General features: G+C 64.2%; 22 protein-coding genes and 1 tRNA gene. 13 read left to right on the top strand and 10 right to left on the bottom strand.

Annotated features, from left to right (window positions below; genetic code table 11):
- Positions 1-225 precede the first annotated feature (225 nt).
- Entirely contained in the window at positions 226-1089 is an 864-nt protein-coding gene (locus P7228_RS04505) for a glycoside hydrolase family 16 protein (protein WP_278017020.1), read from the top strand.
- Between the two features lie 107 nt (positions 1090-1196).
- Here P7228_RS04505 and P7228_RS04500 read toward each other — a convergent pair whose 3' ends face one another.
- The 3 genes from P7228_RS04500 to P7228_RS04490 form a co-directional block, all read right to left on the bottom strand.
- Positions 1197-2681: a lipopolysaccharide biosynthesis protein gene (locus P7228_RS04500; protein ID WP_278017019.1), complete on the bottom strand. Its 1485-nt coding sequence runs from the start codon at positions 2679-2681 to the stop codon at positions 1197-1199.
- A 78-nt stretch (positions 2682-2759) separates the two neighbouring features.
- Positions 2760-3626: a glycosyltransferase family 2 protein gene (locus tag P7228_RS04495; protein ID WP_278017018.1), complete on the bottom strand. Its 867-nt coding sequence runs from the start codon at positions 3624-3626 to the stop codon at positions 2760-2762.
- 440 nt (positions 3627-4066) lie between these two features.
- Positions 4067-4153: transfer RNA gene (locus P7228_RS04490), tRNA-Leu, on the bottom strand.
- Between the two features lie 236 nt (positions 4154-4389).
- Between P7228_RS04490 and P7228_RS04485 the strand changes: the two genes are divergently transcribed.
- Complete coding sequence (locus P7228_RS04485; RefSeq protein ID WP_278017017.1) at positions 4390-4629, top strand: hypothetical protein; 240 nt, start codon at positions 4390-4392, stop codon at positions 4627-4629.
- 16 nt (positions 4630-4645) lie between these two features.
- Here the strand turns inward: P7228_RS04485 and P7228_RS04480 are convergent, their stop codons facing one another.
- Positions 4646-5584 carry an MJ0042-type zinc finger domain-containing protein gene (locus P7228_RS04480; protein ID WP_278017016.1) on the bottom strand — a complete coding sequence of 313 codons (939 nt, stop codon included), beginning with the start codon at positions 5582-5584 and terminating at the stop codon, positions 4646-4648.
- Between the two features lie 154 nt (positions 5585-5738).
- Here P7228_RS04480 and ftsE point away from each other — a divergent pair, with 154 nt between their 5' ends.
- Genes ftsE through P7228_RS04460 form a run of 4 tightly spaced genes read left to right on the top strand, consistent with a single transcriptional unit; the run spans position 5739 to position 8644 of the window.
- Positions 5739-6500, top strand: a complete 762-nt coding sequence (ftsE, locus tag P7228_RS04475; protein ID WP_278017015.1) for a cell division ATP-binding protein FtsE — start codon at positions 5739-5741, stop codon at positions 6498-6500.
- Positions 6497-7429, top strand: coding sequence for a cell division protein FtsX (locus P7228_RS04470; RefSeq protein WP_278017014.1), 933 nt, complete (start codon positions 6497-6499; stop codon positions 7427-7429). Before ftsE ends, P7228_RS04470 begins: the two co-directional genes overlap by 4 nt.
- Complete coding sequence (locus P7228_RS04465; protein ID WP_278017013.1) at positions 7426-7956, top strand: YdcF family protein; 531 nt, start codon at positions 7426-7428, stop codon at positions 7954-7956. Before P7228_RS04470 ends, P7228_RS04465 begins: the two co-directional genes overlap by 4 nt.
- Before the next feature lie 7 nt (positions 7957-7963).
- Positions 7964-8644 carry a lysophospholipid acyltransferase family protein gene (locus P7228_RS04460; protein ID WP_278017012.1) on the top strand — a complete coding sequence of 227 codons (681 nt, stop codon included), beginning with the start codon at positions 7964-7966 and terminating at the stop codon, positions 8642-8644.
- 405 nt (positions 8645-9049) lie between these two features.
- On the opposite strand, the gene P7228_RS04455 is transcribed toward P7228_RS04460, so the two are convergent.
- Together P7228_RS04455 and hisC are read right to left on the bottom strand one after the other, a co-directional pair.
- On the bottom strand, positions 9050-9952 hold the full coding sequence (locus tag P7228_RS04455; RefSeq protein ID WP_278017011.1) for a prephenate/arogenate dehydrogenase family protein: 903 nt from the start codon (positions 9950-9952) through the stop codon (positions 9050-9052).
- A complete protein-coding gene (hisC, locus tag P7228_RS04450) occupies positions 9949-11052 on the bottom strand; it encodes a histidinol-phosphate transaminase (RefSeq protein WP_278017010.1) in 1104 nt (367 codons plus the stop codon). Before hisC ends, P7228_RS04455 begins: the two co-directional genes overlap by 4 nt.
- A gap of 130 nt (positions 11053-11182) precedes the next feature.
- Between hisC and metX the strand changes: the two genes are divergently transcribed.
- A complete protein-coding gene (metX, locus tag P7228_RS04445) occupies positions 11183-12289 on the top strand; it encodes a homoserine O-acetyltransferase MetX (RefSeq protein WP_278017009.1) in 1107 nt (368 codons plus the stop codon).
- A complete protein-coding gene (gene metW / locus P7228_RS04440; protein ID WP_347402855.1) occupies positions 12286-12891 on the top strand; it encodes a methionine biosynthesis protein MetW in 606 nt (201 codons plus the stop codon). Before metX ends, metW begins: the two co-directional genes overlap by 4 nt.
- 12 nt (positions 12892-12903) lie before the next feature.
- On the opposite strand, the gene P7228_RS04435 is transcribed toward metW, so the two are convergent.
- Complete coding sequence (locus P7228_RS04435) at positions 12904-13296, bottom strand: VOC family protein (protein WP_278017008.1); 393 nt, start codon at positions 13294-13296, stop codon at positions 12904-12906.
- A gap of 107 nt (positions 13297-13403) precedes the next feature.
- On the opposite strand from P7228_RS04435, the gene P7228_RS04430 reads away from it, so the two are divergent.
- The 5 genes from P7228_RS04430 to P7228_RS04410 all read left to right on the top strand — a co-directional run bounded on the left by P7228_RS04430 (position 13404) and on the right by P7228_RS04410 (position 17778).
- The gene (locus P7228_RS04430; protein WP_278017007.1) at positions 13404-13763 is read left to right on the top strand and encodes a hypothetical protein; all 360 of its coding nucleotides are present in this window, start codon (positions 13404-13406) and stop codon (positions 13761-13763) included.
- A 70-nt stretch (positions 13764-13833) separates the two neighbouring features.
- A complete protein-coding gene (locus P7228_RS04425; RefSeq protein WP_278017006.1) occupies positions 13834-14277 on the top strand; it encodes a hypothetical protein in 444 nt (147 codons plus the stop codon).
- Between the two features lie 83 nt (positions 14278-14360).
- Complete coding sequence (locus tag P7228_RS04420) at positions 14361-15032, top strand: glutathione S-transferase family protein (RefSeq protein ID WP_278017005.1); 672 nt, start codon at positions 14361-14363, stop codon at positions 15030-15032.
- 10 nt (positions 15033-15042) lie between these two features.
- The gene (gene msrB, locus P7228_RS04415) at positions 15043-15453 is read left to right on the top strand and encodes a peptide-methionine (R)-S-oxide reductase MsrB (protein ID WP_278017004.1); all 411 of its coding nucleotides are present in this window, start codon (positions 15043-15045) and stop codon (positions 15451-15453) included.
- Between the two features lie 114 nt (positions 15454-15567).
- Positions 15568-17778: a transglycosylase domain-containing protein gene (locus tag P7228_RS04410; RefSeq protein ID WP_278017703.1), complete on the top strand. Its 2211-nt coding sequence runs from the start codon at positions 15568-15570 to the stop codon at positions 17776-17778.
- 85 nt (positions 17779-17863) lie between these two features.
- Here P7228_RS04410 and P7228_RS04405 read toward each other — a convergent pair whose 3' ends face one another.
- The 3 genes from P7228_RS04405 to hflK form a co-directional block, all read right to left on the bottom strand.
- On the bottom strand, positions 17864-19387 hold the full coding sequence (locus P7228_RS04405; RefSeq protein WP_278017003.1) for a Do family serine endopeptidase: 1524 nt from the start codon (positions 19385-19387) through the stop codon (positions 17864-17866).
- A 179-nt stretch (positions 19388-19566) separates the two neighbouring features.
- Positions 19567-20412 (bottom strand): protease modulator HflC, encoded by an 846-nt coding sequence (gene hflC / locus P7228_RS04400; RefSeq protein ID WP_278017002.1) that lies wholly within the window; start codon positions 20410-20412, stop codon positions 19567-19569.
- Positions 20412-21566 carry a protease modulator HflK gene (gene hflK / locus P7228_RS04395; protein WP_278017001.1) on the bottom strand — a complete coding sequence of 385 codons (1155 nt, stop codon included), beginning with the start codon at positions 21564-21566 and terminating at the stop codon, positions 20412-20414. Before hflK ends, hflC begins: the two co-directional genes overlap by 1 nt.
- Positions 21567-21702 lie beyond the last annotated feature (136 nt).

Below are 21702 nucleotides of genomic sequence, written 5' to 3'. Positions count from 1 at the left end.
GGTGCCGTGTCCAAGCGAGTGGACAAACGGATTAGTCAGCCATTCATTTGGCTTAGCTAGAGAATTCGGCCGCGACGGACTTTCGAAATTGGTGGCTTTTGGAGCGCGTTCGCCTGCTGTACTTGCTGCTGCATCCTGCCTGCCTATTCGAAAGTATGAATTTAGGCGTCGGGCTCGCTATTCCGGGCAATTGTTTGCCGGCGTTGCCCCCCCTACGATCGGTTCATGAAGTCGCTGACTCTCGCCGCCACATTTTTCCTGGCTTCGAGTGCGCAGACCCCGCTTTCGCCGGGGAAGCCGCTCGACATTTGCGCATTCGATCTGGTCTTTTCCGAAGAGTTCGACACCCTCAGCGTCAACCCGTGGATGCTGGACGGCAAGCGCTGGATTGCACACACCCCCTGGAACGGCGATTTCGGGGACGCACGCTTCCTCAACCCGGGTCCTGAGGGTCCTTTCGGCATCGAGGACGGGAAGCTGGTCATCACCGCCAGGAAGGGCGAGCGGGACCGGTGGGGTTCCGGGCTGCTTGCCGCCGCCGACAAGACGGGTGCCGGAACAGGTGTGCGATACGGCTATTTCGAGGCGAGCATGAAGTTGCCTCCCGGGCCGGGTCTTTGGCCCGCCTTCTGGCTCATCAGTCTCAAGCCGACTTCGGACAACCGGCCCAAGGTCGAAATCGATGTCATAGAATACTATGGCCACCGGACAAACAAGTACTCCATTGCCATGCATGTCTGGTTCCTGCGTTCGGGCGAAGGGCCTAACCGTTCGAAGGGCGACCGGATATCGGTCACTCCGGGCCAGCTTACGGAGCGCTTTCATACCTTTGGCGTGGAAGTGGATCCGGAACACGTGACCTACTATTTCGACCGGGTGCAGGTCGCCCGTTTCCCGACTCCTCCTGAGCACCAGACGCCGCTCCATCCGCTGGTGAACCTTGCGATGGGACCGGGGTACCCGATCGACCAGACGCCCGACCCTTCGCGGCTGTATGTCGATTACGTCAGGATCTACGAGAGGAACGAGGCAGAGCAGGCGGCGCGTTGCGCTGAGAATGCGCCGGGCGATACCGCGGTTCAGGAATAGGCATTGCCGGCAGGTTTCGGCGGGGATTTTCGAGTGAGAGTAATGAGGGAGCGGTAGGTCAGTTCCCCGCATTCGCCCGCGCTAGTTGCGGCGCCGATTTAGGACAATCACGCGGGCCCGACGGCCTTGAAGCGGGCTGGCACCATCTGCGCGGCGATGTCGATCAGCTCGTGCACGGGTCCTTCCTTTCTCCCGCCCGCTGCCCACAGAGCGAGGTTGGTACCGACATAGGCCACCCCTCCGACCAGCACGAGCAGGATGAAGCGCACAATGTTCGCCTCGAAGGTCGGATTGACGAGCAACTCGGCCGCCAGCACCGATGCAGACATGACGGCGAGCGACAGCAAGGTCGACCAATGCATGCGCAACTGTTGGAATATCGGGAGTCCCAAGAGCGAGCGGACAAAGCGCAGCGATATCGTCGCCAGAATGATCTCGCTCAACAGTCCGGCCAGAGCGGCGCCCACCAGGCCATAGAAATGCAATCCGGCCAAGACCAGCGGCACGCGTGCCATGAGCGTCCAGAACTGCTGCAGGAAAACGACCCGGGTTGCCCCCAGCGCCATCGCTGCCGAGGCGGTACAGGATACGAAAGCGCCGATTGCCGAGGTCACCGCGAAGATCTGGACGAAAACGGCCGCCTCGGACCATTGCGGGCCCAGCATAACCATCACCGCCGGTTCGGCGACCAGTGCAAGGCCCAGAGCCAGCGGAGTCGAGATGGCTGCCATGCTCGATTGCGCGCGCACGAATGCCCGCGTCAGCCTTGGCCTGTCATTGGTCAGATTCGCCAGCCCCGGAAACAGGATTTCGCGCAAGGGCTGGATCGTCTCGCGCGTTGGAATGATCGCCAGGCTGTAGGCGATAGCGTAGATACCCATCTGTGCCTTGGGCACGAGTACGCTGATCGCCAGCTGATCGAAACGCCAGTTAATTGTCTCGCATAGCTGGTTGAGGAACAGCCACCCGGAGAAGCCCCACAGATCCCGGAAACGCGCGAGGGTGAAGCGCGGGCGGTACGGAATCATGACGTAGCTGATCAGCGAGGCCAATGCCGCGCCGATGAGGTTGCCGATGATGATCGCCCAGAAGCTGCGGAAGATGATGGCGAGGATGACCACTGCTACGAGGCCGACGCATCGGCAGAGCTGGAACAGTGCCATGGGAGCGAAGCGCATACCCTTCTGGGCGAGTACGATATGCGGATTGTAGAGGCCCATGACGCCGCCGGTCAGGCCGACGACCATGAACACGCTCAGCATCTCGGGATCGTCGTAAAGAAGGGCGAGCGGCCAGGAAGCGAGGACAAAAAACGCCACGATCGTCAGGCTGCGGATCAGGGCGATGGACCAGGCTGTGTCGATATGCTCCTGCTCGACCTCAGACCGCTGGACGAGAGCCTGGTAGATAGAAAACTGGGTCAGCGAGACGATGAAGTAAAGCACCGCCGAAGCAATCGCAGCGACACCGAAATCGTGCGGTGTAAGCAGGCGCGCAAGGATGAGCAGCGCGACGGCGTTGAAGGCGCTGGTAACGGCGCGCGCTCCGCCAAGGGAGAAGGCACCACGAACGAGACCGCGTTTCATGCTCATCGTTCAACGCTGCCTTACGGCATCCGCTCCCTCGACCTGTCTTGCGGCCCCGCCCGGGAATCCTTTCTCACGGCAAGGTCACATGGCGATTATTCGGCGCGGGTCCATCCGGCCGCGCAGGAGATCGATGAACGCAATCGCATTTCCGCGGAGCCTGCCGCGGCGATCGATCTCCGGCTCGGGTCGCAAGCTACCCACAAGGTTGGCTGCCAGATTGCCGAGCATCAGGCGCCAGCCGTCATAATATCGCATTGTTCCCTTGCGCTGAAGGTACAGGACGTTGGCAACTTGCGAATAGCCGAGCCGCAGACCCGAGGTCCGGCCTCGCCGAGTGCCCAGGTGGATACCGGTCAGCGCATTACTGCGCGTGAGCTTCCCGAATTCGAGCAGTCGGGCGGAGAAATCGACGTCCTCCTGCCAGCCGTAGAACGGCAGGTTGGTATCGAAGCGCAGCGTTTCGCATGCCGTAGTGCGGAACCCCATGTTGCAGCCGTAAAGCCAGGTGCAGGATCGGTCGTTGCGCTCTTCGACCGGATGATAGGAACTGAGCGTTGCGCATGCCTCGCTGCTGCCGATCGCCCCTGTTTGTGCGCCATCGGCGATCAGGTCGCCGGTAACGCCGACGAGATCGGTATCGGCAGTAAACATCTCCTCCATGTTCGCGAGGTAGTGCTTCTCGGCAAAGAAATCGTCGTCGAAGAACATGACGAGATCGGCCTTGGCGCAGGCGAAATCGAGGCCCGCGTTGCGCTGGTTGCAAAGCCCCTTCTCGGCAATGATCTCCACGATCGGGAAGGGTACCTCGAGCCCGCTGGGGAGGTCGTCTTCGGCCGCGCCAACGATCACCACTCGATCGGGCATTCGCTCCTGGTTTCGGAGCCACGAGATCGTCTCGCCGACAATGTCGGCTCTGTCGGTCGTGGCAATAATTACGTCAATGTGCATCTGGACCCTAACGTCACTTAACCGGACACCGGTTCAGCCCTCGATCATGACGTGGTTGGCCGGCAATCCATAGAAAAGCGGATAATCTATAGTAAACAAGCTACTGGCGGATGGGATTGCCGGAAAGCGGAATTAGGGATCAGTCCTAAAGGGGTATCCGAAGGAAGCTCGCGGTGCGGTAGTCGCGCCCGCGTGATAGCTCCATTGGGAGCGATCCCGGCTGGCAGGCAGGGGTTCTCGTCCGACGCAGCCGGCGAAGGGAGGGAGCTACCCCTTTTGCGGTGATATTTGCCGCGGAGCATTTGCCATTGGCAGAATGTCCTACGCCCCAGAAGGAAAGTGTCGGCACGGAACTGCGCCCCAGCCAATGGGCGAGAGGGAACGCACGTATTGCGGCGAATTTCCGGAGGCACTCCAGGAGAGCTAGCCACTTGACTGTATGGTGCGGTCGAGAAGACTCGAACTTCCACGGCCTTTCGGCCACAACGACCTCAACGTTGCGCGTCTACCAGTTCCGCCACGACCGCACACAGTCATCAAGAAGGGCTGAATCGTCACCCCCTCGCGAGTAGGTGCGGCCCCCTAGCAACAGCTTCTACGCACCGCAAGCACTTTGCTGCACTCCTGTGCACATGGCCGTGCGTCGTCCAGCCCAATGCCCGACTCCCTCGCCGGTTAGGGTGGCGGCGCCGGCCTGTCCCGCCGCGGGACTGCGTTACCAGATCGCTTGCGAAAATGGTTACCATGCCGGAAACCATTCGACATGAGCATGGCAGCCGCCTTCCTGATCTTGGCCCAGGCCGCGACTGGCCAACCGGCGGTCGCGCCGCAAGCCGGGGCAAGGATGCAAACGGCGTCGACCTCCCAGGCAAATGCTTCGGCGCGCATCTTGCGGCCTGTCACGCTGCAGCTTGAGAATGGCGAGATCACCCAGCAGGACGACTTTCTTCCGCCACAACGCAAGCGCACCGCGAACGGCGAAGTCTGGTTCGAATTTTCCTGAACGCGCTGGCCCGGCGCTAGCTGGGCTTCCAGCCGATCTCGGCGAACTTGGCCGAACGCGGAACATCGGTGACCGCTTCGCGGATAGTCAGTGTTTCGCCCGGCGCGAGTGAGGATTGCGGCGGCACCACTTCCCAGCTGTAGACGATCCGGTCGCGTTCATCGCGCAGGACGATCAGGATCGAGGGCACATTGGCGGTTTCGCGCCCGACATTGGTCACCGTACCGCTGGCGCCGAAATACTCAGTCCCGTTGGGGAGCGTGCGGCGGTCCTGCTGGTCGGCCGGGAAATCGAGCTGGAGGTCGGGCTCGGCCATGGCGAAGGTTGGCCGCTCGATCGGTACCCACGACGGCAGTCCGAACATGTTGACGGCGATGATCGTGGCGAACGCGAGGACCGCAAACACCACGGCAGCCGCGGTCCAAAGCTTGAGCGGGTTGCGGCGCGCGCGGAACGGCGGCTGGTAGTCGAACTGCGAAACGTCGGCGTCGTTGTCGTAGTAGAAGGTCGTGGTGTTCGAGGTTGCTTCCTCTTCCACGGCGGGACCGTCGTATTCGGGTGGCGGAGGCGCTTCGTCCTCGGGCTCGGGTGCCGCCTCAGTAGCGTCTTCTTCTGCCTCTGCTTCGCGCTCGGGCCGGTCGGAAGTGCGCCAATGGCTGACCGAAGGCTGGGCCGGCTCGGCGGGCGCTTCCTCGGCGCCGGTTTCCTCCGCTGGAGGTTCGCTATCGGCGGTGGGTTCCTCGGCCGGTTCGGGGTCCGGCGCAGGAGGTGGCGGCGGTGGCGGCGGGGCAGTCCGTTCGACCACGGGCGCCTGCGCAGCCGGCGTTTCGATTTTCGGTCCGTCCTGGAACCAGCTGTGCTTGCACTTGGCGCACCGCACGGTCCGGCCCTCGATGCCGATTGCGGCGTCCGGCACGACATAGCGGGTCTTGCAGGCGGGGCAGGCGATAATCATATCTTGTAAAGCATTAAGCGCGCGGACTTCCGCCAACAAGGGCGCGACCCGCAAGCGCGGGGCCAAACACGCTTTTTTCCACATCGAAGCCCCGCTATAGCCCCTGCGAGATGACAGGTTCCGCTGCCCCAATCCCCCTGAACGCCGGCAAATGATGAGCGAGCGCCAGGGCGATATCGTGACTTTCGACAATGTCGGGCTGCGTTACGGCACCGATCCAGAGGTGCTGCGCAACCTCTCCTTCACGCTCTATCCGGGCAGTTTCTACTTTCTCACCGGGGCCAGCGGGGCGGGCAAGACCAGCTTGCTGAAGCTACTGTACCTCTCGCAGCGCCCCTCGCGCGGAGCGATCCGGATGTTCGGCAAGGACATCATCACCATGCCGCGGGAAGATCTCCCGGCGTTTCGCCGCAGGCTGGGCACGGTGTTCCAGGATTTCCGCCTGATCGATCACCTGTCGGCTTTCGATAATGTCGCGCTGCCGCTGCGTATCGCTGGCGTGCGCGAGGACGACCTGCAGAAGCCGGTCGCCGACATGCTCGACTGGGTCGGACTGACGCACCGCGCCGATGCGGTCCCCGCGACGCTTTCTGGCGGGGAGCAGCAGCGCGTGGCGATCGCTCGCGCGGTCATCGGTCGTCCCGAATTGCTGGTGGCCGACGAGCCGACCGGCAACGTCGATCCGGAAATGGCGCTCAAGCTGCTGCGGCTGTTCGAGGCGCTCAACCGGCTTGGCACCACGGTGATCGTTGCGACCCACGACGTCCACCTGCTCAAGAAGGTGCCCAATTCGCTGATCATGCGGCTCGACAAGGGGCGGCTGTTCGATCCCACCGGCGCCTTGCGCTTCCCGCCGCGTCCAGGAGGAACCCCGGCAAGCGGCGCGGCCGCCGCAGCGACAGGATCGGCGGAATGAAGAAGCCACCCCTCGATGGCCGCTCGCTGGCCCGCGGCCTGGTGCGCTTCGGCGGCGATCGGGCGGCGAGCCTGATGCCGCAGTCGCGCATGGCGGGACCGGTGCCCTGGGTGCTCGCGATCATGATCGCATTGACCGTGATCGCAGCCGCAGGCGGACTGGCACTCGGCAATCTGGCGGAGCGGGCATGGGGCGAGTTGTCGGGCGCGGTGACGGTTCAGGTGGTCGAAGCCAATGTCCAGCGGCGCGCCCAGCTGACGGCGCGGGTCGGCGAGATCCTGAGCGAAGACCCGGCGGTCCAATCCTATCGCGTCGTGCCCGAGGATGAGCTGGGCGAATTGCTCGAACCCTGGCTCGGTACGGGGAGTGCCGGCGATGCCGTGCCGATCCCGGCGCTGATCGACGTGCAGCTGCGCCGCACGGCGAGCGAGGCGGAGGTGGTGCGGCTGCAGGCCCTGCTGGAGGACGAGGTCCCCCGCGCCCGGGTCGACGCGCAGTCGGAGTGGCTGAAGCCGGTCTATTCGGCGCTGTCGGCGATGCAGTACCTGGCGCTGGCGCTCGTGCTCCTGCTGGCGCTCACCAGTATTGCCGCGGTGTGGCTGGCGACGCGGAGTGCCTTTTCGAGCAATCGCGGGACGATCGAGATCGTCCACCTGCTGGGCGGAACGGACAGCCAGATTGCCCGGGTATTCCAGCGCTCGGTCGGCTTCGATGCCGTGCTGGGCGGGGCAGCCGGATTGGCGCTTGGGGTCGGCGTGGTCCTGTTGCTCGGCTCGCAATTCGAGGCGCTCGATTCGGGCATGGTCTCGGGCGGCGGCCTGCATGGCATCGACTGGGTCGTACTCGCGGCGATCCCGCTCGGCGGCATAATTCTGTCGATAATCACCGCTCGTATGACGGTGCTGACGCGGCTAAGGCGCATGCTATGATCCGCCGCATCCTCTCTGCCATCCTGCTGCTGTGGGCGATCGGTTTCCTGTGGTTCGCCGCGGCTCTGCCGCAGCCCGCGACAGACGTCGAAACCGACGCCGTCATTGTTCCGACCGGTGGCGCGGGGCGTATCCCGCATGGGCTCGAAGTGCTCGACCAGGGGCTGGCCCGGATGATGCTGGTGACTGGCGTCGACCGCGAGGTGAAGCCGGAGGAATTCGCCGCCGAATTCGAAGTGTCGCCCGAGCGGATGGAATGCTGTGTGACGCTGGGGTTCGCCGCGGTCGACACCCGCAGCAATGCGGCCGAGACGGCGCAATGGGTGAGAGAGAACGACATCAAGTCGCTCCGCCTCGTTACCACCGACTGGCACATGCGGCGCGCGGCGAGTGAACTGAACCGCGTGCTGCCCGACAAGGTCGAGGTCGTGCGCGACGCCGTGCCTTCGGAACCGAGCATGGGCGCGCTGTTTCTCGAATATCACAAGTTGCTGGCGAGCATTCTTGCCGGCCTGATCGATTGGTGAGGCCTTCGTGGCGATCCTGCGTAGCATTCTATTCTACCCCGTTTTCTATCTGATCAGTTCGGTGCTGGTGTTTGCGGCCGGGGTTTCGTCCTTCCTCGGGCGCGATCGGTTGCGGCGGGTCGTGCGAATGTGGACCGACTGGCATCGCTGGTGCGTCACCCACATCCTCGGGATCGAGGTGCGCGTGGAAGGCGAAATTCCGACAGAACCGGTGCTGATCGCGATGAAGCACGAGAGCTTCTTCGAGGCGATCGACGCGCCGACCCTGCTCCCGTTCCCCTCGGTGTTTGCCAAGCGCGAACTGTTCCGGATCCCGTTCTGGGGGCGCTCGGCGCGGGTTTATGGCCTGACGCCGGTCTCGCGCGACGAGGGCGCGCGCGCGCTTCGCCACATGCTCAACGCTGCGAAGGACCGGCTCGCCGAGGGGCGTCCGCTGGTCATCTTTCCCGAAGGGACGCGCGTGCCGCATGGTGGGCCAGCGCCGCTGCAGGCCGGTTTTGCCGGAATCTACAAACTGCTCGGCGTGCCGGTCGTGCCGGTCGCGGTGAACAGCGGTCCGCTCTATCACCGCCGGTGGAAGCGCAGCGGGGTGATCACCTACAAGTTCGGCGAGGTGATCCCCGCAGGCTTGCCGCGTGCCGAAGCCGAGGCGCGGGTGCAGGAAGCGATGAACGCGCTGAACGAGTGATTGGGGGGAATTGGGTGGGAAGCGGTCATGCGCGTTTATGGTGCAACGGCACCGTAAACGCCCCAAACATCTTCAATCTTACCAGCTTTCGAACGCCAGCGAATTGACCAGAACGTCTTGATAACGAGACCGCGAATGAGTGTTGCCGAACGAATGTCTCCGCCTCCTCGATCAAGCTGGAATCCGTCCATACTGACATAAGCGATTAGGTCGGCTTCATTGCTACCTACTGGGAACCGAGATTTAACCCGCTCGTCAAACTCTCTCTCGCCCTCGGAGTAGGTTGTGGGAAGCGCTTTGCCCAACTCTGGCGTCCGGGGATATGGCCATCGCATGTTGCTGTGATTGCAGGGTTTTGCGACGTCCGCAATTGGGACGTTAGCGGAGCTTCGCCGAAACGGGCGACTAATGCTCGCGTCCGAAGTCGGGCCGCTCGTCGTCCTGGCCTTCCTCGATGATGCCCCGCCGGATTGCACGCGTCCGCGAAAAGAGGTCGTGCAGCTTGTCGCCATCGCCCGAGCGGATCGCGCGCTGGAGCGCGGTGAGATCCTCGGTGAAGCGCCCGAGCATTTCGAGCACTGCGCTCTTGTTGTTGAGGAACACGTCGCGCCACATGGTCGGGTCCGAGGCGGCGATGCGGGTGAAATCGCGAAACCCGCCGGCGGAGTACTTGATCACTTCGCCGCGCGTCACTTCTTCCAGGTCGCTAGCCGTGCCGACGATGGTGTAGGCGATGAGGTGCGGGATGTGGCTGGTGACGGCCAGCACGAGATCGTGATGCTCCGCATCCATGATCTCGATCCGCGCGCCGAGCTTGCGCCAGAACTCGGACAGGGTCTCGACCGCCGCCTCGTCCGCGCCCTCGGGCGGGGTAAGGATGCACCAGCGGTTCTCGAACAGCGAGGCGAAGCCCGCCTCCGGCCCGCTCTGCTCGGTCCCGGCAACCGGGTGCGCCGGGATGACCGCATGACCGGGCAGGGCAGCGCGCAGGTCGTCGAGAACGCTCTGCTTGGACGAACCGACGTCGCTGACGATGGCCTGGGGCGGGAGTGCCTCGGCGATATCGCGGGCAGCCGCGGCCATCGCGCCGACCGGAACGCAGAGGACGACAAGATCCGCATCCCGCACGGCGTCGGCGGCAGTGTTGCTGATCGTTGCGACGAGGCCAAGTTCGCGCGCCTTTGCTCGCACAGCGGGATCGGCGTCGTATCCACTCGTCGCGATTGCGGGCGCATGCTGCGCCACTGCGCGTCCGATCGATCCGCCGAGCAGGCCGAGCCCGATGATCGCAACCCGGTCGATACTCACGCGGTTTCTCCCGTCAGGCTGCGCAGCACTTCGGCTATGGCAGCCATGTCTTCGCTCCGGCCGATGGTAATGCGCAGCGCATCGGACAGCCCCGGCACAGGGATGTGGCGGACGGCATAGCCAGCCTCGGCGATGGCATCGAGCGCGGTCACGGCCTTGAGCTCGCCTTCGAACAGCACGAGCAGGAAATTGGCCTTGCTGGGCACGGCGCGCAAGCCGTGGTTGCCGAGGCTTTCGATGACTTCGGTAAAGCGCGCCAGCTCGGCCGCGTTATGCTCGCGGCTCTGCGCCACGAAGTTCAGGTCGCCGAGCGCGGCCAGTGCTGCGGCTTGCCCGCTCGCGGTGACGTTGAAAGGCCCGCGAATGCGGTTGAGCACATCCACCAGATGCGGCGCGCCCGTCGCCCAGCCTACGCGCTCTCCGGCGAGGCCATAGATCTTGGAGAAGGTGCGCGTGACCAGCACGTTGTCGTGACGCGCGGCGAGCTCCATCCCGCCATCATCCTCGCCCTCGCCGAGATATTCGGCATAGGCCTGGTCGACCACCAGCAGCAAATCGCGCGGCAGGCCGTCATGCAGCCGCTCGAGCTCGGCCCGCGGCATATAGGTGCCGGTGGGGTTGTTCGGATTGGCGACGAACACCACGCGGGTCTTCTCCGTCACGGCACCCAGCAGTGCATCGACGTCGAGCGCATAGTCCCTGTCCGCCGCCTCGACCGGGGTTGCGCCGCAACGCCGCGCGGCAATGTCGTAGACCGCGAAGCTGTAGCGCCCGAACAGCACCTCGTCGCCGGGACCGGCAAAGCCCTGCGCCGCGAGATTGAGCAGCTCGTCCGAGCCCGTGCCGCAGACGATCCGCGCCGGGTCGATCCCGTGCAGCGCGCCGATTGCCTCGCGCAGCGCGGTCGAACCCGGATCGGGGTAGTGCGCTGGCCCCGCCGCAGCCGAACGCGCCGCGAGCGCGACCTCGCTGGTACCGAGCGGGTTCTCATTGGCCGAGAGCTTGATCAGCGCACGCCCATCGGCGGACCTGGCCTTGCCGGGGACATAGGCGTGGATGCCGAGGATCCAGGGTTTCGCTGCGGGTTTCTGCTCTGACATTTCAGCTACTGGCACTTAAACGAATACGCCCCTTCGACAAGGCCGGGGCGAGCGGTTAGAGAGCGCTTTCCAAACCCGTTCGTGCGGAGCTTGTCGAAGCACGGTTGTTTTTATCGTCCAAAGGCCTGCTTTGACCGCGACCTCGAAATCCCTGCGCCTCAATGAAGACCTGCCGCTCGACAGCGGACAGGTGCTGTCGGGCGTCGAGATCGCTTACGAGACCTATGGCGAGCTGGCGGCGGACAAATCCAACGCCATCCTGATCTGCCACGCGCTGACGGGCGATCAGTATGTCGCCAGCAACCACCCGATTACCGGCAAGCCGGGCTGGTGGGAACGGATGGTGGGGCCCGGCAAGGTGATCGACACCGACCGGTTTCACGTCATCTGCGCCAATGTGATCGGCAGCTGCATGGGTTCGACCGGCCCCGCCTCGCTGGCGAGCGACGGCCAGCCCTATGCGATGCGCTTCCCGGTCATCACGATCCGCGACATGACGCGCGGGCTCGTGGCGCTGCTCGACGGGCTGGGGATCGCGCAGCTCCACACCGTGATCGGCGGGTCGATGGGCGGCATGCAGGCACTGAGCCTGGCGGCCAATTTCCCCGAACGGGCCGCGCGGGTGCTGGTGATCGCCTCGACCGCGCGGCATTCGGCGCAGAATATCGCCTTTCACGAGGTCGGGCGGCAGGCAATCATGGCCGACCCCAATTGGCGCGATGGCAATTACTATGGCGAGGATTGCGCGCCCGACAACGGGCTCGCCGTGGCGCGCATGGCCGCGCACATCACATACCTTTCCGAGGAAGGACTGACCGAGAAATTCGGTCGTCGCCTGCAGGATCGCCCGGACGGCACCAAGGGCGCCAAGAGCTTCGGCTTCGACGCGGATTTCCAGGTCGAAAGCTATCTGCGTTACCAGGGGAGCGGCTTCACCCAGCGCTTCGACGCCAACAGCTATCTCTACATCACCCGCGCGATGGACTATTTCGACCTCGCGGAGGAGCATGGCGGGCTGCTGGCCGATGCCTTCGCCGGCTCGAAAGCGCGCTTCTGCCTAGTCAGCTTCGACAGCGACTGGCTTTACCCGACGGCGGAAAGCCGCCACATCGTCCATGCGCTCAACGCTGCCGGGGCGCCGGTCAGCTTCGTCGAGCTCTCGGCGCCCTTCGGACACGACAGTTTCCTGCTCGACGTGCCAGCGCTCGACCGCGTTATGAAGGGGTTCCTCGAATGAGCCCGGACAAGACCAGCGCGCTGCGCCCCGATCTGGCGGTGATCGCCAGCCACATCGCGCCGAGCAGCCGCGTGCTCGATATCGGTTGCGGCGATGGCGACCTGATGGCGGTGCTCGAGCGCGAATCCGCCTGCGATGCGCGCGGGATCGAGATCGATGCGAGCTGCGTTGAGCGCTGCGTGTCGCGCGGGCTGTCGGTGGTTCAGGGCGATGCTGACCGCGACCTCGCCGACTATCCCGACAAGGCGTTCGACTACACGATCCTGTCGCAAACACTGCAAACCGCCGAGCGGCCCGACCGGATGCTCGACGAATTGCTGCGCGTCGGGCGGCAGGCCTTCGTGAGCTTCCCGAATTTCGCGCACTGGCGCACCCGCTCGGCGCTGATGTTCGGCGGGCGCATGCCGGTGACACGCGCCCTGCCGGTAAGTTGGTATGCAACGCAGAACATCCACCATGTGACGGTGCGCGATTTTCGCGAGCTGCTAGCCGACAAGGGCGTGCGGGTGGAAGAAAGCTGGTTCTTCACCCGCGAGCGCCCGGTCGGCAGTCTCGGCGCGAATTGGCGCGCCGAATTCGCGGTGTTCCTGCTCAGCCGCTAGCCAAACGGCGGATCAACCGGCGCGGTGTAGCGCGCAGAGCTTGTTGCCCGCAGGGTCGCGGACATAGGCCAGGTTGAGCGTGCCCATGCTGCCCTGGCGCGGACCCGGCGGGTCTTCGATCGAGGTGCCGCCATTGGCAACGCCGGCATCATGGAAGGCCTTCACCTGTTCGAGGCTGTCGCAGGCAAATCCGATGGTGGAGCCGTTGCCGCAGGTCGCGGGCTGCTTGTCGATCGGTGTCGATATGCCGAACATGCCACCATTGCATGGGTAGAACAGGCGGACCGTGCCATCTTCCTTCTCATCGCGCATCGGCTCGCCCGCACCGAGCACGCCGAGCACCGCGTCGTAGAACTTCTTCGAGGCCTCGATATCGTTGGCACCGACCATGACATGACTGAACATATTGGGTTCTCCTTTGAAACCGATCTTCTGAATAGGCGCATCCAGCGATTCGCCACAAGCGAAGTTCGTCGTGGTCCGTTAAGGCAAACCGGATTAGGCAGGCCGACATGACCAACCCCACCATCGCTGCGGCGATTCTCGCCCTTGCCATGCCGACCGCTGCTGCCTCGGTCGAGACAGCGCTATCGCTCGAGGCGCAGGCCAAGCTGCGCTGCGCAGCCGCCTTCGCGCTCGTCTCGCACGGCCAGGACAATGGCAACGAGGCGGCGAAGAAGTGGCCCGATGTGTCGGAACGCGGGCGCGAGTTCTTTGTCCGCGCACTGGCCGGACTGATGGATGAAACCGGGCTCGACCGCGAGGGTATCGGAAGGCTGGTTTCCGCCGAGGCGCAGAAACTGTGGGACAAGGACGAGATCGACGATGTGATGCCGGCCTGTCTCGTCATGCTCGAGAGTTCGGGGCTCTAGACGCGGTTCAGGCTCAAGAAAGCCTCGTTCAGCTATCTGCTCCCCATCCTGAACTGCCGGAGAATCGTTCATGCGTCCGATCAAACTCGCCGCCGCTGCCAGTGCCATCGCGCTCGCCAGCCCTGCTGCGTTGGCCGCTCAGGAAGTCGAACCTGTTGAGGAAGTACCGGTTCAATCCCTGACCGAAAAACTGGCCGACCCTGCCGAACAGGAGCGTTTGGCCGGGATGGTCGAGGCGATGAGCCATGTGCTGCTCAGCGTGCGCGTTGCGCCACTGATGGAAGCCATGGCCGAGGCGACGGGTGAAGATCCGGCCGACGTTCATCCCGAAACCACGCTTGGCGAAATCGCCGGCCCGCGGGCAGAGGAACTGCCCGGCGTGATCGCCGAACGCCTGCCGCAGGCAATGGGAATGATGGCGGGCATGGCGAAAAGCCTCGAGGCGCTGCGGCCGATGCTAAAGAGCCTGTCGGAAACCATGAGCGAGGAACTCGCCCGGCTGCCCGATTCCTGATCATTCGGGACGGCAACCTACCCTGATTTTCCAGCGATTCCGGTAGACGGAGCGTTCCGGCTGAGGCATTGGTATCGGCCAGCATGTGGCGCCTTTACCAATTCCCGCTTTGTCCATTCAGTCGCAAGATCAGGCTCCTGCTTGGCGAGAAGGGCGTCGCCTTCGAACTCGTTCGTGAAGACCCCTGGGCCTCTGGCGACGAGTTCTGGAATCTCAATCCCGCCGGGCGGACCCCTGTCATCGAAGATGCCGAACGCGGACTGGTCCTGGCTGACAGCCGCGCAATCGCCGAATATTTCGAAGAGACAGTCGACAAGACACCGATGATCAATGGCACGGCTGCTAACCGCGCAGAAATCCGCCGCCTCGTCGCGCTGTTCGACGAGAACTTCTACACCGACGTTACCGCGCCGCTGCTCTCGGAACGGATGAAGAAGCGGCTGGTTCTGCGCCAGCCCCCTGATTCCGGCGCGCTGCGACAGGCGATGAAGCTGGCGCATGGTCACCTCGATTACATGGACTGGCTGATCGATAATCGCCCGTGGCTGGCCGGCTCGCAGATGAGCCTCGCCGATCTTGCCGCCGCTGCGCAGATTTCGGTGGCCGATTATCTCGGCGGGATCGACTGGGCAGGGCACGAGCAAACCCGCGGCTGGTACGCCGTGTTCAAGAGCCGGCCGAGCTTCCGCCCACTGCTGACCGAGCGGATGGAAGTGATCCAGCCGCCGGCGCATTACGCCGAAATGGATATGTAAGGAGCGCGCCATGGCCGATGATCCCAAGCACCTGAGCGAGGCCGAATGGCGCGAGCGGCTGACCCCGGAGCAGTATCACGTCCTGCGCGAAGCGGGGACCGAGCGCGCCTTCACCGGCCAGTACGACAAGCATTACGAGGACGGCGAATATCGCTGTGCCGGCTGCGGCACGGTGCTGTTCGAAAGCGATACAAAATACAACAGTGGCTGCGGCTGGCCTGCCTTCACCCGGCCTGCCGAGGGCGGCAAGGTCGAGGAACGGCGCGATACCACGCACGGCATGATCCGCACCGAGGTGCTATGCGCCGAATGCGGCGGGCATCTGGGCCATGTTTTTCCCGATGGACCGCAGGACCAGGGCGGTCTGCGCTATTGCATCAATTCCCTATCGCTCGACTTCGACGCGAAAGAAGAGGAATAGCGCACCTCGGGCCGTTCACGCGGGGTTACAACTGGCCTATGCAGGGCGGCCTGAAGGTGGCGAAAAACGGATGACGGGCGAGCGGTGAATTCCAAGCGCGGAGCACAGATGCGCATGAAGCGCGGCAGCCGCCGTGTGGCCGGCGAGCGCCACGCCGCCGAGCAAGCGCGCAAGCAATCGCGCAAGCGCGGCGGCAGAGGTGGTGGAGGCCGCGGTGGTCGCGGCGGAGACCAGTCTCCGGTCAAGCGCTGGGCGAAGAAGATCGTGCTGTGGGGCGGCCTTGCCGCGCTGGTCGGGGCGCTGTTCCTAGCGGTAGCAGTCGGCTTCGCCGCGCGCTCGATCCCCAGTTTCTACCAGCTCAGGGCGACCCAGAACGCCCAGACCATCCTCGTGCGCGCGCGCGATGGCACCGAGATCGTCGAACTGGGGCCAAGTTTCGGCGAATGGCTCGAATACAACGAAATCCCCAGCACGATGAAGAATGCGATGGTCGCGGTCGAGGATCGCCGGTTCTACTCGCACTTCGGCTTCGATCCGATCCGCCTGACCGGGGCAGTGGTGGAAAGCTTCACCGGCGACAAGCGCATTGGCGGTACCTCGACCATCACTCAGCAGCTCGCCCGCAACATCTTCCTCAACAACAACCGCACGCTCGACCGCAAGCTGCGCGAAGCGGTGCTGGCGATGGCGCTCGAATGGAAATTCTCGAAGGAGCAGATCCTCGAGCTCTATCTCAACAAGGTCTATTTCGGCGGCGGAGCCTATGGCATCGACAGCGCCAGCCGCAATTTCTTCAGCCACCCTGCAACCGAGCTTTCGACCGCCGAAGCGGCGATCATTGCCGGCCTGGTCAAGGCGCCATCGAGCTATTCGCCCACGGCCGATGTCGATGCCGCGGTGGGGCGTGCCCGCGTCGTGCTGCAATTGATGCAGGAGCAGGGATACATCAGCCCGGCCGAAGCGAATGTCGACGTCGACGCGGTCAAGCTCAAGAAGAGCAAGGGCGAGAATTCGGTGCGCTACTTCACCGATTGGGCTCTCCCGCAACTCGACATCCTGCTGCCCGAGACCTTCGAACCGATCGAGGTCTGGACCACGATCGACGTGGGTATGCAGCAGGCGGCGACGGCCTCGATCAAGTCGAACACCCCGGACGGCGCGCAGGGCGCGCTGGTCAGCCTCGATCGCGATGGTGCGATCCTGGCGATGGTCGGCGGGACCGATTACGTGCAGACCAATTACAACCGCGCCACCAATGCGATGCGTCAGCCCGGTTCCTCGTGGAAACTGTTCGTCTATCTCGCGGCGCTCGAGGCGGGATACACGCCCGATGACCGGGTGGTCGATACGCCGGTGACGATCAATGGCTGGAGCCCGCGCAACAATTCGGGCCGCAATGCAGGCGAGATCGACCTACGCACGGCCTTTGCCTATTCGATTAACACGGTCGCGGCGCAGCTCGGCAACGAGGTCGGCTTCGGCACGGTCGCATCGATGGCGCGCCGGTTCGGCATCACGACCTCGATTTCGACCTATCCCTCGATGGTGCTCGGGTCTTCCGAAGTGCGACTGCTCGACATGACCCGCGCCTTTGCCGCCGTCTCGGCCAAGGGCACATCGGTCGAGCCCTTCGGCATCACCAAGGTCACGACGGCGGATGGCGAGACCATCTACGAACACAAGCGCAGCCGCACCAGCAAGCTGGTGCCCGACTATGTCGCGGCCGGCATGACCGATCTGTTGCAGACCGCGGTCAACACCGGCACCGGCCGCGCGGCGCAGATCGGCCGTCCCGTGGCTGGCAAGACCGGCACGACCAGCTCGAACAAGGACGGCTATTTCGTCGGTTTCTCCTCCGGTATTACCACCGGCGTATGGATGGGCCGCGACGACAACAAGCGCGTGCCGGGGCTGCAGGGAGGGCGCGCGCCGGCGCAGGCCTTTGCGGCCTACATGCGCTACGCGGTCAAGGATCGCCCGGTCGAGAAATTCGACACCGAGCTCCAGCTTCCCGAATGGCAACTCGAACCCGATGACGAGTATTTTTTCGGCGATCCGGACGACTACTACTTCATCGATGAGCAGGGTAACCTGATCGAGCCGGGACGCCGCGAGCAGCAGCCGGGCGAGGTGCCGTTCCCGGTCGAGGGCGAACAGCTGCCGGGTGACCGATTGCGGCAACCGGGCCAGCCAGGTGGCGAGAGCGGACAGGCTGCAAGTGACGACTTCCTCGAGCGCGCGACAGGTCAGCAATTGCCGTCCGAACCGCCCATGCCGCGCACGATCAGGCCATCCGAACGCGCGCGCGAGCAGCGACGCGAATAGGCACCTGGCTTTCTAGGCATTGAAAAAGAAAGGGCGCCCAGGCCGATGACCAGGGCGCCCTGCTTATTTGGCTTGGCAATGCCTCTTAGCGCAGGCGCACCGCAACATATTGCGCCGGGCGTCCGCGGCGCTGGATCCGCAGCAGCACCGCTTCGCGATCAGCGCGCTCTGCGTCGGCCACGATTGCTTCAAGGTCTTCGATGGTCGCGATCTCGCGGTAGTTGGCGGTGAGGATGATATCGCCCCGCTGCAGGCCCTTGCGCCCGGCATCGGCATTGGGATCGACGGCGCCGATCACCAGCCCGGTCGTATCTTCGCCCACACCCAGCTGGCGCGCGATCTGCGCGGTCATCGGCAGGACCTGCAGGCCCAGCTTGTCCTCGATGGCGCCGCTATCGGCTTCGGGCGCCTGGTCGGGTTCGGCATCGGGATCGAACATCTGCTGCTGGCGCAGTTCGTTCTCGCTCGGCCGTTTGCCGACAGTCGCGGTTACCGTGCGACGCTGGCCATCGCGATAGAGCTCGATCGGGATGCGTGTGCCCGGCTTGATGTTGGCGACGAGGAAGGACAGCGTCTGGTCGCTGGTCACGTCCTGGCCGTTGATCTTGGTGACGACGTCGCCGGCACGAATACCGGCGCGGTCGGCTGCGCCATCGCTCTGCACGGTCTGGACAAATTCGCCCCGATTGCGCGGCAGGCCGAGCGAGTCGGCAAGATCGTCATTGACCGGCTGGATGCTGACACCGAGGAAGCCACGCTCGATTTCCTCGCCCGCACGCAGTTGGTCGACGATCGGCGCAGCGATTTCGGCGGGGATGGCAAAGCCGATGCCGACGCTGCCGCCCGAAGGCGAGAAGATCGCGTTGTTGATGCCGATGACATTGCCCTGCATGTCGAACAGCGGACCGCCCGAATTGCCGCGATTGATGCTCGCATCGGTCTGGATGTAGCGGTCGTACGCCCCGCCCGAACCGGTGTTGCGGTAGACCGCGGAGACGATCCCGCTGGTCACCGTACCGCCGAGGCCGAAGGGGTTGCCGATCGCAACCACCCAATCGCCCGGGCGCGCCTTCGAACTGTCGCCGAACTTGACGAACGGGAAGGTCCTGTTGCTGTTGATCTTGAGCACGGCAAGGTCGGAAGCCGCGTCGGCGCCCACGAGGTCCGCGTCATATTCGGTTCCGTCGGGCATGGTGATGGTGATTTCTTCGAGCGTCGCGCGATTGTCGGGGCTCACCACGTGGTTGTTGGTGACGACGTATCCGTCCGACGAGATGATGAAACCCGAGCCGAGCGACTGCGCCTCGCGGGTGGTCGGCTGTTGCTGCTGCTGGTTGCGGCGCCCGAATAGGTCGGCAAACGGCGTGCCCGCGAAGGGATTGTTGGGCTGCACCTCGATCCGCTGCCGGGTGGCGATGTTGACCACCGCGGGCTGGAGCTGGGCCGTCAGGTCGGCGAAGCTCTCGGGCGCGCCATCGCGCGGGACGACGCGCGCCATCTGGCTTTCGTCATTCTGCGCGACCTGCGCGCCGGCCGGATATCCGGTTACAAGTGTGGCGGTGGCCCCGCCGAGCAGCAATGCGGTTGTCAATCCATATACGTAGCGCACTGGCGTCTCTTCCTCTTGTCAAATCTTCCTTCACACGCGCGTCGCCGCGCGGCGAAATCCGGTACTCATCTGCCCGACATTTTACGGCATCGGCGACTGAACGGCGATTGAACGACACATGTCATCGACAGCGTCAAATCGACATTTCGTCGAGCCGGTTCCCGGCATTTTCGCAGGCGTCAGCGACGCCCACGGAACTGCCTGAAGTACTCGCTGTCTTCGGACAGGATCATCGAACTGTCGCCCGTGCCCTGCTCGAAAGTGCGGCGGTAACTCTCCATCGCGCGGTAGAAGTCGTAGAATTCCGGGTCCTTGCCATAGGCCTCGGCGTAGATCCGTGCGGCTTCGGCCTGTGCTTCGGCCTGGATGATCTGCGCGTCGCGCTGACCTGCGGCGCGGATCGTCGCGGCTTCTTCCTGGCGGTCGGTTTCCATCCGGATGAAGGCGGCGTCGAGCGGGCGCCCCTCGGGAAGGTCGGCGCGCTTGATCCGCACGTCGAGCACCTGCGCGCCATATTGCCGCGCCTGCCGGTCGAAAGCGGCGGTGATATTGCGCATTGCCGTACCGCGTTCGGCATTGATCAGCGACACGAACGGGCGCCGCCCGAGCTCCTGCCGCAAGACCGAGGTAAGGATCGGGAGCAGCGCGGATTCGAGCTGTTCCTCGGTTCCCGCGCGTTCCACCATCCGCACCGGATCGATGATCCGATAGCGGGCATAGGCGTCGACCTGCAGACGCTGCTGGTCGTTCGACAGCACCTGCTGGCGTTCCATGTCGAGGTCGAGCACCCGGCGATCGATCACCTGCACCTGCTCGAGGAACGGAATCCGCCACTGCACCCCGGCACCGGTTTGGCCGTAGGGCACATCGGGCTTGAAGCGGTTGATGGTGCGAACCGGTTCACCGGTGCGGATCACCACCGCCTGGTGGGTTTCGGGCACGATCACCAAGCTGCTGAGCAAGGCGATCAGCAACGCGATGGCGGCGATGATCGGGGCCTTGTAGTTCTGCCAGGCGCTATCCATCACTGCTGCCCTCCTGCTTCTTCACGCGCCGCGCGGGTGCGACGCTGCACTTCGGGAAGCGGGAGGAAAGGCGTCACCCCGTCGGCCTCGACGATGGTCTTGTCGGTCTTCGAAAGAACGCTTTCCATGGTTTCGTAATAGAGCCGGCGCCGGGTCACTTCGGGCGCAAGCTTGTACTCCGCGTAGATGTTGTTGAACTCGGTCGCATCACCCTGGGCGCGGGCAAGCAATTGCTGCGCGATGGCGCGGGCGCGGTTCATCGCCGCGTCGGCATCCTGCTGGGCCGAGGACACGTCCTTGAAGGCTTCTTCCACCCGGCTGGGCGGATCGGTCTTGTTGATTTCGATACCCTGGACGGCGATCCCAGAGCGGTAGGCATCGAGCCGGGCCTGCATGCGTTCGCGCACGTCCTGCTCGATCTCGGCGCGGCCGGCACCCGTCAGGACCGTGTCGAGCGCCTGCTTCGCCACCGCGGCGCGCATCGCCGATTCGCCGACTTCCAGCAGGGTGTCCCGCGGATCCTCGAGCTGGAATTGGTAGAGCGAAAGGTCTGAGATGTTCCACCGGATCAGGTAGCTGAGGTCGACCAGGTTCTGGTCGGCGGTGAGGATCAGCTTCTCCTGCGTCCCGTCGGGGATTTTCTCCGAGCGAATCTGGCTAACGTTCTCGACCGTTACCTGCTGGAACGGCCAGGGCAGGGTGAAGTTGGTGCCCGGGTTGAGCGTACTGGAATAGCGCCCGCCCAACCAGGTCACGATGCCCTGCTCGCGCGGCTGGACGAAGTGAACGCCGGTGGTGAGGATCCAGATCGCCGTTACGGCGGCAAGGATCAGGGGCGTCCAGCTGCGCCCGTCGGGGCGTTGCGGAAGGCGAAAACTGGGGCCGTTCGGACCGCCACCGCCGCCCTTGCGGCGTCGCGGGCCTTCGGGACCGCGGCTCTTGAAGATGTCTTCGATGCTGGCCGAGCGACGCTTGCCGCGATCGCCGGAACCTCCGCCAGGAAGCCAGGGGTTGCGCGGCCCATCGCCGCTGCCGCTCCCGCCGGATGGCGATTCCTGCTCTCCGGGCGTGTCTCCGCCCGTCTCGCCACTGTCGCCCCCGTTGGAACCGCCGCCGCCTGCACCCCCTCCCCAGGGACTCTTGCCGCCAGCCATTGCCAACCCGATTGCTTTTCTGAAGCCGTCGAAAATCTGCATAACCCCCTTATAGGAAGCGAATTCACGAAAAACAGGGTCCAAACGACAAACAACGCGCGCAATCGACAAAGTTGGACAGGTGGAGCGGAAAGAC

This window comes from Altererythrobacter sp. CAU 1644 (assembly GCF_029623755.1).
GTDB lineage: Bacteria > Pseudomonadota > Alphaproteobacteria > Sphingomonadales > Sphingomonadaceae > Erythrobacter > Erythrobacter arenosus.
This window is presented reverse-complemented; position numbering and strand designations above follow the sequence as displayed.